We start from the raw sequence: 14,801 nt of genomic DNA on the forward strand, positions 1-14,801 counted from the left end.
GCCGGCCGTGTGAGCACTGCCACGCCGCACCCTGTCACATTCGCGGGCCGGCCGGTGTCCCATGCACGACCGCGAAATCGTCGACAGCAGAAGGGGTGGTCAGGATGGCAACCGACGTGGTGGTGCTCGGGGCCGGGTACGCGGGCGTGATGGCAGCGAACCGCATGCTCGCCGCGCATCCGGAGGTATCGGTGACGGTCGTCAACCCGCGACCGGTGTTCGTCGAGAGGGTGCGGCTGCACCAGCTCGCGGCCGGATCCGGTGCGGCCGCGCACGACCTCGCCGAGGTGCTGCACCCGGCGGCGGTCGTGCACCTCGGCACCGCGGTGCAGATCGGTGCGGATCGTGTGCTGCTCGCCGACGGGACGGCGCTGCCGTTCGACGTGGCGATCTACGCCGTCGGCAGCGGCGCCGGCGTGCCCGCGATCCCGGGCGCCGACCGGCTGCACTCGCCGGCCGAGTTCGAACGCGCCATGGACACGGCCGCCGCGCTCGACAGGCTCGGCGACGGTGCCGGCGTGGTGGTCGTCGGCGGCGGGCTCACCGGCGTCGAATCGGCCGCCGAGATCGCCGAGGCGCATCCCCACCTGACCTGCACCCTCGTCGGGGACCCCGTCGCACACCTGCCCGGCGCCACCCGGCGGTTCGTCGCCGCACGGCTGCGACGGCTCGGTGTCCGGGTGCGGCCGGGCCGGGTCGTCGCGGTCACCGGGCGGGAGGTGCTGCTCGCCGACGGCGAAGCGGTGCCCGCGGAACTCACGATCTGGGCGGGCGGCTTCACGGTGCCCGACCTGGCCCGGCGGAGCGGGTTGCCGGTCGACGGGACCGGTCGGCTCCGCGTCGACGCCACCCTGCGGAGCACGGGCGCAGCCAACGTCGTGGGGGTGGGCGACGCCGTGACCGTCGACGGCCAGGATCACATCCGGATGAGCTGCCAGGCGGCGCTGCCGCTCGGCGCGCACGGCGCCGACACGGCATGGGCGCTGCTGGCGGGCCTGGAGCCGCAGCCGCTGTCGCTCGGTTTCGTGGCGCAGTGCATCTCGCTGGGCCGGGCCTCCGGCGTCGTGCAGCGCACCCGCCCGGACGACACGGCCCGCGGCGGCGCCCTGCGCGGTACGTTGGGCGCATTCGGCAAGGAGATGGTGGTGCGCGGAACGGTGTGGACACTGCGCCGGCAGGCACGGGGGCACGGCTATCCCTTCCCGAAGGGACCGGCCGCTGCGCACGATCCGATCGCGGCGCCGCGATGACGCACGACGAGCTGTTCACCCGGCACCGCGGCCTGCTGTTCGGCATCGCGTACGAGATCACCGGCAGCGTCGCCGACAGCGAGGACATCCTGCAGGACAGCTACCTGCGGTGGGCCGAGGTGGACCTCGACGAGGTCGCCAACCCCCGGGCGTATCTGAGCCGCGTGGTCACCCGGCAGGCGCTGAACGCGCTGCGCACCGCGCAGCGTCGCCGGGAGGACTACGTCGGGCCGTGGCTGCCCGAGCCGGTACGCACGGCGCCGGATGCCGCCGAGGACGTCCTGCTCGCGGAGTCGGTGTCGATGGCGATGATGCTGGTGCTCGAGACACTCGGCCCGCTCGAACGGGCGGTGTTCGTGCTGCGCGAGGTGTTCGGATTCGACCACGCCCAGATCGCGGCGGCGGTCGGCAGGCCGGAGGCGACGGTGCGGCAGATCGCCCACCGCGCCCGAAGCCACGTGCACGCGCGGCGCAAGCGGTACACGGCGTCCGGCGCGGAGACCCGCCGGGTGGTCGAGGAACTGCTCGCCGCCGCCGGCACCGGCGACGTGGAGGCGCTGATGAAGGTGCTGTCCCCGGAGGTGGTCTACGTCGCCGACGGCGGGGGCAAGGCGACGGCCGCACGGGTTCCGGTGTCCGGGGCGAAGAAGGTCGCGCGGCTGTTGCGGAACCTGGGGCGCAGGCCCCTGCCCGACATGCGCTTCGAGTTCGCGTCGTTCAACGGTCTGCCCGCGCTGGCGGTGTACTCGGCCGAGCGGCTCGACCTCGTGATGATGATCGAGACGGACGCGGGCCTGGTCACGGGCCTGTATGTGGTGCGGAACCCGGACAAGCTCGGCGCGGCGGACAGGGTGATGCCGCCGGTCCACTGAACGCCCGGTGTGATTCGGCCCGTTCCGGCATCCCGTGGGAGGCTGTGCTCATGCGGATGGAACGGCTCGGCGCCGGGGGTGGCCCGGCGCAGGTGCTGCGGGTGCTGGGCGCCCGCGCCGAGGCGGCGGGAGCGCCCCCGCCGGCCGCACTGACCGGCACGTGGTTCGGCGCGGCGGCGGTCCTCGCGCCCCACGTCGAGGCCGTCGCCACCCCGCCTTCCGACGCGTTCGTCCTGCGCGAGGGCCCGTCCCTGCGCACCCGCGACGACGGGCCGGTCGTCGGCGGGGGGTGGATCGGCTACCTGGCGTACCCGGACCGAGCCCCCGCCCACCCGGCGTTGCCTCGCGCGGCCGGGGGGTGGGCGGACACCGTGCTGCGACTCGACCACGACGGCTGCTGGTGGTATGAGAGCCTCACCGACGCGCCGTGCCCGGCCGGGCTCGCCGCCGCCGTCCGCGAGGCGCCCGAGGCTTCCGGGCGGGCGCCGTGGCATATCGACTGGACCGCGCCGGACCGCGGCGCCCATCGCCGCGGCGTGCGGCAGTGCCTCGACGCGATCCGGGCCGGCGAGGTCTATCAGGCGTGCGTGTGCACTCGCTTCACCGGCGCCTGGTCGGGCAGCCCGCTGCACTTCTTCGCCGACGGGATCGAGCGCACCGCGCCGGCCCGGGCCGCCTACGTCGCAGGCGGGTGGGGGGCGGTCGCGTCGCTGTCGCCGGAGTTGTTCCTCGCCCGCCACGACGACCGGGTGACGTCGAGCCCGATCAAGGGCACGCTCCCGATCGGCGCGGATCCGGCCCGGCTGCGCGCGTCCGTCAAGGACGTCGCGGAGAACGTGATGATCGTGGACCTCGTGCGCAACGACCTCGGACGCGTGGCCGAGACCGGAACCGTCACCGTGCCGGATCTGCTCGGGGTGCATCGGGCCCCCGGAGTCTGGCACCTGGTGTCCACCGTCGCGGCCACGCTGCGGGCCGGTGTGGACACCGCGCGGTTGCTCGGGGCCGCGTTCCCGCCGGCCTCGGTGACCGGCTGTCCCAAGCTCCGGGCGCGGGAGTTCCTGCGGGTCTGGGAGCCGCAGCCGCGGGGCGTGTACTGCGGCACCGTGGGCATGGCCAGCCCGCTCGCCGGGCTGGAGCTCAACGTGGCGATCCGCACCGTCGAGTTCGGCGGCGGGGACGCGGGCACGCCGGGGTCGTGTGGTCTCGGCGTCGGCGGTGGCATCACCATCGATTCCGATCCGGACGCCGAATGGCAGGAGTGCCTCGACAAGGCCGCCAGCATCCTGGCGCTCAGCCCCCGCACACCGTCCGGCCGGCCACCGGCAGATCGGACTGCGGCAGCGATGCGGTGATCCGGCCCGTCGTCGCCGCGCAGATCCGCGCGATGATCGACTCGACGTCCAGGCCCCACGTGCGCACCATCCCGTCGCCACCCGCCGCGATCACGGCGTTGCTGCCCGGCAGGAAGCCCACCTGCCACCGGCCGACGCCGACGTCGGTGATCGGGCCGCCCACCGGGTGCATGTCCTCCGGGTCGCCGACGTGCCACAGGCGCACCGTGCCGTCGTCGCCGCCGCTGACCACCTCGTGGCCGTTCGGCGTCACCGACACCGAATAGACGGTGCCGGTGTGCCCGCGCAGCGCCTCGGGGCGGACGGTGAACGACCCGTCGGGTCCGCGGTCCCACACGCGGACCGTGTGGTCGTCGCCGCCGGTGGCGAGGACGTTGCCGTCGGCGCTGAACGCGAGGGCGTTGACGCCGGTGGCATGGCCGTCCGACACCGGCACCGGGACCGGGGCCGCGGGATCGGCGACGTTCCAGGCGTAGAGCGAGCCGTCCGCGCTCGCCACCACCAGGTGCCGGCCGTCCGGCGCGAACGCCGCCGCCCGGATCAGGTTGGTGGGGCCCCCGAGCGGGGCGCCCCACGGCGCCGGACGCGCCGGATCCGACACGTCCCACAGCACGAGGGAGTGGTCGTCGTCTCCCGTGACGAGGGTGGTGCCGTCGGGACCGAATGCGAGTTCGGACGTGAACCGGGTCTCGGTGACGATCGGGTTCGCCCAGAGCCGCGGAACGGTGGGGTCCCGGACGTCCCACAGGTGGATCTCGCCGTCCGTCGTCGAGGCCGTGGCCAGTGTGCTGGCGGAGGGAGACAGGGCGGTCGTCACCGCACCCCCCAGCGGTCGCGGGCGGTTCACGGCACCGAGCGGCGACCAGCGCCCGTCGGGGCCGATCCGCCACAGCGGCACGGTGGCGTTGTAGCCCCCGGTCGCGACAAGCGAGCCGGTGCGGTCGATCGCCGGGAGGGTCAGGGCGGAATCCGCGACCGGGACGCGTCCGCGCGGCAGCGTCCAGACCCGGATGGTGCCGTCGTGACCGCCGGTGACCAGCGCGGCACCGTCGGGGGTGAACGCGAGCGCCGGGACGCCGCCGCCGTTGCCGGCGAGGGCCGGCCGCATCTCGTCGACCGCTCGCGTCGCCGGGTCGATCGACCACAGCTTCGCGGTCCCGTCCCACGATGCGCTCGCCAGGGTGCGGCCGTCGGGCGCGAACGCCACGGTCCACACCCCACCGGTGTGCGCCTGCACGGGCGGGCCGGCCGGCCGTACCGCCCCGGGCTCGGCGGTGTCGAACAGCGTGAGGACGCCGTCGTCGCTGCTGACCGCGAGGGTCCGGCCGTCGGGAGCGAACGCGACGGAATGCGCCACGTCGCGGAAACCGGTCAGCGGCTCGCCGAGCGGCGCGGCGGCCTGGTCGGTCAGGTCCCACAACCGCACCGAGCGATCGTCGCTCGACGTGGCCAGCACGGTGCCGCCGGGGTGGAACGCCACGGTCCGCACGGCCGCCCCGTGCGCGGGCAGGACGGTGCGGGGAAATCCCCGCGTCCGGGGTTCGCTCGTGTCGACGAGCACCACCGACCCGTTGTCGTACGGCACGGCGAGCAACCGGCCGTCCGGGCTGAACCGCACGTTGTGGATGACCTCCGGCACGAGCACCTCGGCGGTGAGCAGGGCGACGGGCCGGTCGCGATCCGTGACGTCCCAGATCCACACCGCGCCCGTCGCCCCACCCGCCGCGAGCAGGGTGCCGTCCGGGCTGAACGAAACCGATGCCAGATACTCGGGCTCGCCCGACACCAGCGCTCCGAGCGGCCGCGGGGCGGTCCGGTCCGACAGGTCCCACAAGCGAACGCTGCCGTCGTCGCTGGCCGAGGCGAGGGTCGTGCCGTCCGGCGCGATCGCCACCCCGTAGACGGGACCGCTGTGGCCTTCGAGAGGCAGCGCCAGCGGCATCTGCTCGGTCGCGACGAGCCGCGAGTACGCGACCTCGCTGTCCGGCTTCAGCTGCCACGCCGCGAGCGCCAGCTGGGCCGCGGTCGACGGGTCCTTCTCGCGCATGGAGTCGGCGAGCGCGACGACCTGCTGGAACTGGGCGGCACTACGCTCGGCCTCCGCGCGGTTCTTGCCGGCCCAGGCCAGCGTCCCCATCACCACCGCGACGATCGTGGACAGCACGAGGGCGGCGATCGCGCCGTTGCGGGCCCGGGTCCGCCGGCGGATCTGCCGCCGCGATTCCCGGAGGAAGGCCACCGCGGTCGGGCTCAGCGCGGCCTCGACGCCGACAGCGTGTGTCCGCCCCGCGAGGTCCCCGGCCTCGTGCTCGGCGATAAGGTCCATCCGGCCGCGCTGGTAGAGCAGGTCCGCGTGCCGGCGTCCCGCGACCCATCCGGCGGCGTCCGCCTCGATCTGCTGGCGCAGCGCCGCGTACGAGCGGTCCGCCTGGATCCAGGACTTCAAGCGCGGCCAGGCGTCGATCACGGCGTCGTGCAGCAGCTCGACGCTGCCCGCGTCGACGACGAGCACCCGCGCGGTGACGAAGTGGTCGACCACCCGGCGCCCCGCGTCGACGTCGTCTCCGGCGACGGCGAGCAGCCGGTCCAGCGGACGCCGGATCTTCACGTCGGTGCCGGTGTCGGTCACGTAGACCAGGTGCACGAGCATCGCGCGAGCGAGGCGGCGGCCACGGGCGTCGAGCTCCTCCCACGCGCGTTCCGCGCTGGCGGCGATCGATCCGCGCACCCCACCGGTGGCGCCGTAGCCGGCCACGGTCAGGTGGCCGCCGCGCCGGCGTTCCCACAGGGTGTCGAGCAGGTGCGACAGCAGCGGCAGCTCCGCCCCGCCGACGTCGTCGGCGGTCAGCACGCCGAGGTCGTGCAGGATCAGCTCCACCAGCCCCGGCTCGAACCGCAGGCCGAGCAGCCGCGCCGGTGCGGAGATCACCTCCACCAGATCGTCGCGGGTCAGGGGCTGGACCGTCTTGCTGTGCCGCTCCAGCGCCCGCGCCAGCACGGGATACGTCACGGCCCGGTCGTAGAAGTCCGACCGCAGCGTGGCCACCACCGCGATCGGGGTGTCGCCGTCGCCCACGGTCGCGGCCCGCTCGAGGAGCGCCAGGAACGCCGAGCGTTCGGCCGGGTCCTCGCAGTGGGTGAACAGCTCCTCGATCTGGTCGACGACGATCAGCAGGCCCGAGCTGCCCTGACGGCCGGCGGCGGCGCGCAGCCGCGCGACGGCGGAGGGCTCGTCCGCGTCCGAGATGTCGGCGAGTTCGGGTATGCACTCGACGAGCTGCGCCACGGGGTGCCGCCCCGGAGTCAGGACCACCGGCCGCCAGCGGCCGTCGCGGCACAGTTCCGGGATGAGGCCGGCCTGCACGAGCGAGGACTTGCCGACGCCGGAGGCGCCGGTCACCACGACGATGCCGTGCCCGTGGGCGGCGACGACGGTCTCGACGAGCTCGCGCACACTCCGGCTCCGGCCGAAGAACAGCTGCGCGTCGCGCTCGCGGTACGCCTCGAGTCCCCGGTAGGGCCGCACACCGGTGGGCGGCGTCGCGGCGGGCGCCTCGGACGTCTCCGCCCGGGCCCGACCGGCTGGTCCCCGGGCGAGTTCCCACCACCGTTCCCACTGCTTCATCGAGTAGAGGCCGGGTGCCGGCGGCTGGGCGTGCAGGGCCCGGGCGTAACGGATCAGGACGACCAGGACCGGACGGATCGCCTCGAAGGTGGCGGGCACCCGGGCGCCGGATCGCCAGTCGCTGAGCCGCTGCACCGACACGGTGCGATCGCTACCCACGGCGCGGGCGACGGCCGCCGCCTCGGAGGAGACCTTCTTGAGTGCGGGACGCCCCGCCGCCGCGAACAGAATCCGGAGCTGGTCGGCGAACACCTGCCGCGGCTCAGCCTCGGTTCGCTCGTCCGGCGGTTCCATCTCCCGCATCCTCCCTGCTCCGCACCCCTCGAGGGCCCGGATCGTCCGCTGCGGAAAAACTCCTCACCAGTTCTGACCTGGGATGATATCGCGAGCGGCGCGCGAACCGGTTGGTCGCCCCGGATATACCCGACAGAGTTGTTCCCGAGCGGGAAGACCCCGCGACGCGCTGCACCTCCGCACCGGCCGGAACCCGACGAGGGGTGGTTCCGCCCGAGGCGGAGGGAAGGCAGCGCGCGACCCGAACCGAGGGATCGTGTACAAGCTCGTCGACCGGATCGTCAACGGCGTTCCGCCCACGTTGGTCGCGGCCCTGATCGTGGCCGTCGCCGTGTTGCTGATCGTCGCGCTCTCCTCGGCCGCGCCGTAGCGACGGCCGGCCGCGCCTACCGGGCCGGCGTGCTGCTGCCCTTCTCGCCGAGCAGGTACGGATCGCGGGCGAGGTACTCCTTCGTCTCGCGGGCGATGAGACCCGAGAGGACGAGCAGGCCCACCAGGTTGGGCAGTGCCATCAGCCCGTTCATCACATCGGAGAAGTTCCACACCACCTCGAGCTCGGTGGTGGCGCCGACGTAGACGACGAGCACGAAGATCGCCCGGTACGGGAGGACGCCGCCCCGGCCGACGAGGCGTTCGACGCAGCGGTCGCCGTAGTACGACCACCCGAGGATCGTCGAGAAGGCGAAGAACACCACGGAGATCGTGACGATCCAGCTGCCCCAGTCGCCGCCGAGGCCGTCCGAGAAGGCGAGCGAGGTCATCGCCGCGCCCTGCTCGCCGGACTTCCAGGCGCCGGTGGTGATGATGACCATGCCCGTGAAGGTCACGACGATGATCGTGTCGATGAACGTCTGGGTCATCGACACGAGGCCCTGCCGCACCGGATGGGTGGTCTGCGCCGCGGCGGCGGCGATTGCGGCGCTGCCCATGCCGGACTCGTTGGAGAAGATGCCGCGGGCCACGCCGTAGCGCAGGGCGATCATGAACACCGAGCCGATGAAGCCGCCGGTCGCGGCGGTTCCGGTGAATGCGTCGGAGAACACCAGGGCGAACGCCTGCGGGATGTCGGTGATGTTGACCGCGAGGACGATGATCCCGGCGCCGACGTACAGCAGGATCATCGCGGGCACGAACCCGGCGGTGACCTTGCCGATGGACTTGATGCCGCCGAGCAGCACCGCGGCGGCGAGCACCGTCATGACGATGCCGGACAACCAGGTGGGCACCCCGAAGGTGGAGTCCATCTGGGTGGCGACGGTGTTGGCCTGCGTCATGTTGCCGATGCCGAAGCTGGCGAGTACGGCGAACACCGCGAACATCAGGCTCAGCGCCAGGCCGAACTTGTTGGGGATGGCGCGGGCCAGGTAGTACTGCGGGCCGCCGGACTGCTCGCCCTTGGCGTCGGTGACGCGGTACTTGACGCCGAGGAACGCCTCCGAGTACTTGCTGGCCATGCCGACGAGACCGGTGACCCACATCCAGAACAGGGCGCCCGGGCCGCCGAAGTAGATGGCAGTGGCGACACCGGCGATGTTGCCGACGCCCACGGTGGCGGCCAGCGCGGTCGTCAGCGCCTGGTACTGGGAGATGTCACCCTCGGTGGCGTCCGGGTCCTTGCGGATGATCAGCCCGAGCCGCAGGGCCGGCCACAGCTTGCGGAACTGCACGCCCCGCAGCCGCACCGTCAGGATCACGCCGGTGCCCAGCAGCAGCGGTATGAGCAAGTACGGCCCCCACACCACCGACGCGACCTCGACGAGGAATTCGTTCACCGACTCCATCCGTACCTCCTGCTGCGCGGTAAGGGGCAGAGTCTACGACGACGGCTCGTCCTGCCGCGCGGCCAGTACCGCGTCGTACAGCTCGCGTTTGGACACCCCGGACGTCGCCACCTGCGCGCACGCGTCCTTCAGCCGCACTCCGTCCGACACCAGCCGTTCCACCTCGTCGACCAGCTCGGCCGGCTCCGCGATCTGCGCCGACGCGCCCTCGAGCACGACGGTGATCTCGCCGCGCGCACCGTCGGCCGCCCACTGCGCCAGCTCGGCGAGCGTGCCGCGACGCACCTCCTCGTAGGTCTTGGTCAGCTCCCGGCACACCGCGGCGCGCCGCTGCCCGCCGAGCACGTCGACGGCGTCGGCGAGGCACGCGGCGAGGCGATGCGGGGCCTCGAAGAACACCACCGCGCGCGGCTCGGCGGCGAGGGTCTGCAGCCAGGCGCGACGGGCGCCGGCCTTGCGCGGTGGGAAGCCTTCGAAGCAGAACCGCTCGACCGGCAGCGCGGACAGCGCGAGTGCGGTGGTCACCGCGGACGGGCCGGGCAGGCACGTGACGGGCAGCCCGGCCGCGACGCACGCCGACACCAGGCGGTAGCCGGGGTCGCTGACGGACGGCATGCCGGCGTCGGTGACCAGCAGTACCGTCTTGCCGGCCTCGACGTCGGCGACCAACGCCGGCGTCCGGGCGGCCTCCACCTGGTCGTAGAAGCTGACCACCCGTCCGGTGACGGTGACCCCCAGCGCGGCGGCGAGCGCCCTGGTACGACGGGTGTCCTCGGCCGCGACGACGTCGGCGCTGCCGAGCGCGTCGCAGAGCCGTTTCGAGGCGTCGCCGATGTCGCCCATGGGGGTGGCGGCGAGCACGAGCCGGCCCTGTCCCGGATTGTCTGCCTGCATGCGTCTCAGCCTACGATCGGGGCGTGACCGTGACGGACGAGCGCCCTGCCGTGGCATCGGACCGCCGCCGGATGAACAGCCCGGGCCCGACGGTGCCCGCACCGGATTTCGGTCCGGTCGACCGCGGCCGGGGCTGGGTGGTGACGCTGTTCGTCACCGCGATCGCGGCGATCACCCGGTTCACGATGCTGCATTACCCCACCGACGCGAAGACGCCGGTGTTCGACGAGAAGCACTACGCCCCGCAGGGCTGGCAGGTACTCACCGGGGGCGGGATCGAGGACAACCCCGGGTACGGCCTCGTCGTGCACCCGCCCGTGGGCAAGCAGCTCATCGCGCTCGGCGAGGCGCTGTTCGGTTACAACGGGTGGGGGTGGCGGTTCTCCGCCGCCGTCGCCGGGACGCTGCTGGTCCTGCTGGTGGTGCGGATTGTGCGGCGGCTGACCCGCTCGACCCTGCTCGGCGGCCTGGCGGGGATCCTGCTGATCGCCGACGGCGTCACGTTCGTCTCGTCGCGCCTCGGGATGCTGGACATCTTCCTGGCGCTGTTCGCGGTCGCCGCGTTCGGGTGCCTGATCGTCGACCGGGACGAGATGCGGGAACGCATGGCGCGCGTGCACGCCGAGGGACGCATCGCCGACACGGTGTGGGGTCCCCGGCTGGGCGTGCGGTGGTGGCGGTTCGGGGCCGGTGTGCTGCTGGGTCTGGCGGTGGGCACCAAGTGGTCGGGGCTGTATCTGATCGCCTTCTTCGGGCTGATGTCGGTGGCGTTCGACGTCGCCGCCCGCCGGGCCTACGACGTGCAACGGCCGTGGCTCGGCACCGGGCTGCGCGACGTCGGTCCGGCGCTGTACGCGCTGGTGGTGGTGCCGCTCGGGGTGTACCTGGCGACGTTCTGGGCGTGGTTCGCCGGCGAGACCGGGGTGTACCGGCACGCGGTGGGTCGTCAGATCGGCACGGACGGGGCGTTCGCATTCGTGCCGGACGCCCTGCGGTCGCTGTGGTACTACAGCGCCTCCGTGCTCGAGTTCCACTCGGGGCTGACGAACTCGGCCGGCAACCTGCATCCCTGGGAGTCCAAGCCGTGGACGTGGCCGATGGGGTTGCGCCCGATGCTGTACTACTTCGCCGACGGCGAGCAGATCCGTGGGTGCGGCGGCGAGCAGTGCGTCAAGGCGGTCATGCTGGTGGGCACCCCGGCGATGTGGTGGCTGGCGCTGCCGATGCTCGCGTGGGGTGGGTGGCAGCTGCTGGTGCGGCGGGACTGGCGGTGGGCCGCGGTGCTCACCGGTTACACGGCGACGTTGCTGCCGTGGTTCGCGACGCTCGACCGGCAGATGTACTACTTCTACGCGGTCCCGCTCGCGCCCTTCCTGGTCATGGGGCTGGCGCTGGTGCTCGGCGACGTCCTCGGCTCGCCGCGGGCCTCGGCCGAGCGACGCTCGACCGGCCTGCTGGTCGTGTGCCTCTACGTCGGCCTGGTGGTGGCGAACTTCGTGTGGCTGTGGCCGATCCTCACCGCGGCGCCGATCACCGTGGAGACGTGGCAGCAGCAGTTGTGGCTGCCGAGCTGGCGGTGACGTCCGGCGGCGCGGCCCGCACGCCGACGGTCCGCTCGCGCTCGACGATGTCGACGATCGCGTAGCCGCAGCGCGAGAGCAGCGCGCTGATCCGCATGGACACCGGTCCGAGGGCGAGGCCGGGCGGCGGTTCGTCGAACACCCACAACTCCCCAGCGGGTCGCAGCAGCGATGCGACGGCCGTCGGCGCGGCCGGGTCGTCGCTGCGGAAACCGGGGACGTTGACGGCGAAGACCAGGTCGAACGATCCCGGCAGGTCGACGCCGGGGAATTCGCCGACGCGCAGTTCGGCGAGCCCGGCGTCGACTCCGTCCCGGTTGCGGCGACGAGCCCGATCGATCTGCGTGGCCGAGCGGTCCACCCCGACGACCCGGCCGCGGCGGCGCAGCCGCTCGCACACGAGCGCGACGGCGACACCCCCACCGCAGCCGATCTCGAGCACGTCGCTGCCCGGCTGCGGGTCCATGGCCTCGACCGCGAACGCGATCCGCGCCGGCACGGCACTACTCATTCGACGTCCGTTCTTCTCCGCGCCGCGCCGGGGACCGGTACTCGGCGCGGCGCAGCAACCGCCGACCGCGTGGGGACACCAGTGGATCCCGCGACAGGTCCCGGTACAAGGACACGCACAGACCCACCATGACGAGCACGAACGGCGCCGCCGCGATGATCGTCATGGTCTGCAAGGCGGTGAGGGCATCGGCACCGCCCGTCCACAGGAGCAGGGCGGCGACGCCGCCGGTGAGCACGCCCCAGAACACCACGACCCGACGGTGCGGGGAGAGTGTGCCGCGCTGGGACAGGGTGCCCATCACGATCGATGCGGCGTCGGCCCCCGAGACGAAGAAGATGGCCACGAGCACCATCACGACAGCGGCCGAGATCGTGAACAGCGGCAGATTCTCGAGCATGCCGAACAACTGCGCCTCGGTCGTGCCGACGTCGGCCAGGCCGAGGCCGTCGCGCTGCTCGCCGATGGCCGCACCACCGAACACCGCGAACCACACCAGGCTCACCGTGCTGGGAACGACGATGACCCCTACGACGAACTGGCGGACCGTGCGGCCACGGCTGATGCGGGCCAGGAACATCCCGACGAACGGCGTCCACGAGATCCACCATGCCCAGTAGAAGACGGTCCATGCGGAGAGCCACTCGGCGACCTCGGGGCTCGACGCCGCGGTACGAGCGGACATGCGGGCCAGATCGGCGGCATAGGCGCCGAGAGTGGTGGGTACGAGATTCAGGATCAGCACGGTGGGACCGACCACGAAGACGAACGCGGCGAGCGCGAGCGCGAGCACCATGTTGATGTTGGACAGCCACTGGATGCCACGAGCCACACCGGACACCGCGGAGGCGACGAAGGCTGCTGTGAGCAGCGCGATGATCGCCACGAGCAGCAGCACCCCCGTCTCCTCGAGCCAACCGGTCACCGCGAAGCCGGACCCGATCTGCAGGGCCCCGAGGCCGAGCGAGGCAGCAGTGCCGAACAGCGTGGCGAACAGGGCGAGGATGTCGATGACCTTCCCGGCGGGTCCCTCGGCGCGGCGGCCGAGCAGCGGCAGGAAGGCGGAACTGATCAGCTGCTTACGCCCCTTGCGGTAGGTGCCGTAGGCGATGGCCAGACCCACCACGGCATAGATCGACCACGGGTGCAGGCTCCAGTGGAACATCGTCGTCGCCATCGCCGGTCCCACGCCCCCGGCTGTGCCCGGCGGCGGCGTCACGAAATGGGCCAGAGGCTCGGCGACACCGAAGAACATCAGGCCGATGCCCATACCGGCGCTGAACATCATGGCAATCCAGCTGACGGTGCGGAACTCCGGCACCTCGTCGTCCTTGCCGAGCGGGATCCGTCCGAACCGGCTCAGGGCCAGCCAGAGCGAGAAGACCACGAAACCCGACGCGGTGAGCACGAACAGCCACCCCAGATTGACCACCAGCCAGTCCAGTACCGCCCCCGTCACGGCGGCGAAATTGTCCGGTGCGAGCAGCCCCCAGACGACGATCGACACCACGATCAGGGCCGTCGGGACGAACACGGCCGGATCGATCACCGGTGCGGTCCGTCGGCGCAGCCCTCCCGGGCGAACCGAAACGAGCCGGCCACGCTGAGCGTCGTGCGGATCCGTCGGTTTGTCCGAAAGGCCCATGATGTAAACCTCGTCCACTTCCCTGCGGAGCGCAACCGTCACCGCTCCGGGGGAAGTCGGACGAGTCACGCGCCCCGCAGCGCCGCGACGACGAATTCGAGCACCTCGTCGTCGGACATGCCGAGGGTGCGCAGTTCGCGGACGTAGCCGGTGGCGGCGCGCTGGGCGAGCGTGCGGGTGGGGTCACCGGACTCGGCGACGAACGTGCCCGCCCGGCCCCGAGTCTCGATGATGCCGAGATGCTCGAGCTCCCGGTAGGTCTTGGCCACGGTGTTCGGGGCGATGCCGAGGTGTTCGGCCAGCCCGCGGACGGTGGGAAGCTTGGTGCCGGCGATCAGCTCGTCGCGCCGCACCATCGTGACGATCCGCTGGCGCAGCTGCTCGTACGGCGGGACCGGCGAGTCGGGGTCGATGACGATGTCGAGCATCGGGGCGTCCTCAGGTGGGCAGGTGGTGCGTCGAGGCTAACAGTGCGGGCCGACCGTCCCCGACTGCGCCGCGGGGGCCGCCTCAGACCCGCGCCCTGTCCTCGTCGGCGTCCGCGGCCCGGGTGTAGCTGCCGGTCTCAAGCAGGTCGCGGATCTGGATCAGCAGGTCGGTCTCGCTCAGCGGCTTGTCGCCCTCCTCCTTGGGGGCGAACCGGGCCTTGGCGGTGTTCACCGGCAGGATCAGCACGAAGTAGACGACCGCGGCGATCAACAGGAAGTTGATCACCGCCGACACCACGGCACCGATGTTGACGAACGTCTCCGGGCTCGAGGTGATCTGGAATCCCCAGCCGTACTCGTTCGCGCCGCCCACCGAGGCCACGAGCGGGTTGACGATGTGGTTGGTGAAGGCGGTGACGATGGCCGTGAACGCGGCCCCGACGACCACCGCGACGGCGAGCTCGACCACGTTCCCGCGCAGCAGAAAATCCCGGAATCCCTTCAGCACGACACCTCTCCTGTCCTTCACCGACGCCGGACGATGGTAGAGACCGGCCGCGCCGCAC

11 protein-coding genes are annotated in these 14,801 nt (G+C 72.4%); 4 read left to right on the plus strand and 7 right to left on the minus strand.

Annotation, left to right across the window (positions count from 1 at the left end):
• Positions 1–104: 104 nt before the first annotated feature.
• Genes A4U64_RS17445 through A4U64_RS17455 form a run of 3 tightly spaced genes read left to right on the plus strand, consistent with a single transcriptional unit; the run spans position 105 to position 3,477 of the window.
• Positions 105–1,250, plus strand: coding sequence for an FAD-dependent oxidoreductase (locus A4U64_RS17445; protein WP_174824796.1), 1,146 nt, complete (start codon positions 105–107; stop codon positions 1,248–1,250).
• Positions 1,247–2,122 (plus strand): RNA polymerase sigma-70 factor, encoded by an 876-nt coding sequence (locus A4U64_RS17450; RefSeq protein ID WP_006944922.1) that lies wholly within the window; start codon positions 1,247–1,249, stop codon positions 2,120–2,122. The genes A4U64_RS17445 and A4U64_RS17450 overlap by 4 nt, the downstream gene beginning before the upstream one ends.
• 50 nt (positions 2,123–2,172) lie before the next feature.
• Positions 2,173–3,477, plus strand: coding sequence for an aminodeoxychorismate synthase component I (locus tag A4U64_RS17455; RefSeq protein ID WP_065922885.1), 1,305 nt, complete (start codon positions 2,173–2,175; stop codon positions 3,475–3,477).
• Here A4U64_RS17455 and A4U64_RS17460 read toward each other — a convergent pair.
• From A4U64_RS17460 to rsmI, 3 genes are all read right to left on the minus strand, one after another.
• Positions 3,416–7,396, minus strand: a complete 3,981-nt coding sequence (locus A4U64_RS17460; protein WP_065923520.1) for an nSTAND1 domain-containing NTPase — start codon at positions 7,394–7,396, stop codon at positions 3,416–3,418. The genes A4U64_RS17455 and A4U64_RS17460 overlap by 62 nt on opposite strands.
• Positions 7,397–7,782: 386 nt before the next feature.
• Positions 7,783–9,177 carry an alanine/glycine:cation symporter family protein gene (locus tag A4U64_RS17465; RefSeq protein ID WP_006944928.1) on the minus strand — a complete coding sequence of 465 codons (1,395 nt, stop codon included), beginning with the start codon at positions 9,175–9,177 and terminating at the stop codon, positions 7,783–7,785.
• Between the two features lie 33 nt (positions 9,178–9,210).
• Positions 9,211–10,071 carry a 16S rRNA (cytidine(1402)-2'-O)-methyltransferase gene (rsmI, locus tag A4U64_RS17470; RefSeq protein WP_050034771.1) on the minus strand — a complete coding sequence of 287 codons (861 nt, stop codon included), beginning with the start codon at positions 10,069–10,071 and terminating at the stop codon, positions 9,211–9,213.
• Positions 10,072–10,142: 71 nt separating this feature from the next.
• Between rsmI and A4U64_RS17475 the strand changes: the two genes are divergently transcribed.
• Entirely contained in the window at positions 10,143–11,651 is a 1,509-nt protein-coding gene (locus tag A4U64_RS17475) for a dolichyl-phosphate-mannose--protein mannosyltransferase (RefSeq protein ID WP_180987105.1), read from the plus strand.
• Here the strand turns inward: A4U64_RS17475 and A4U64_RS17480 are convergent.
• The 4 genes from A4U64_RS17480 to mscL form a co-directional block, all read right to left on the minus strand.
• Positions 11,602–12,162, minus strand: coding sequence for a class I SAM-dependent methyltransferase (locus tag A4U64_RS17480; protein WP_232334098.1), 561 nt, complete (start codon positions 12,160–12,162; stop codon positions 11,602–11,604). The two genes, A4U64_RS17475 and A4U64_RS17480, sit on opposite strands and share 50 nt — an antisense overlap.
• Positions 12,155–13,807 (minus strand): BCCT family transporter, encoded by a 1,653-nt coding sequence (locus A4U64_RS17485; RefSeq protein WP_050034769.1) that lies wholly within the window; start codon positions 13,805–13,807, stop codon positions 12,155–12,157. Before A4U64_RS17485 ends, A4U64_RS17480 begins: the two co-directional genes overlap by 8 nt.
• Before the next feature lie 65 nt (positions 13,808–13,872).
• Positions 13,873–14,235 carry a GntR family transcriptional regulator gene (locus A4U64_RS17490; protein ID WP_006944937.1) on the minus strand — a complete coding sequence of 121 codons (363 nt, stop codon included), beginning with the start codon at positions 14,233–14,235 and terminating at the stop codon, positions 13,873–13,875.
• Between the two features lie 82 nt (positions 14,236–14,317).
• Positions 14,318–14,743, minus strand: a complete 426-nt coding sequence (mscL, locus tag A4U64_RS17495) for a large conductance mechanosensitive channel protein MscL (protein ID WP_029542060.1) — start codon at positions 14,741–14,743, stop codon at positions 14,318–14,320.
• Positions 14,744–14,801 lie beyond the last annotated feature (58 nt).

The sequence above is a fragment of the Rhodococcus sp. WB1 genome (assembly GCF_001700945.1).
Taxonomy (GTDB): Bacteria; Actinomycetota; Actinomycetes; order Mycobacteriales; family Mycobacteriaceae; genus Rhodococcus; species Rhodococcus aetherivorans.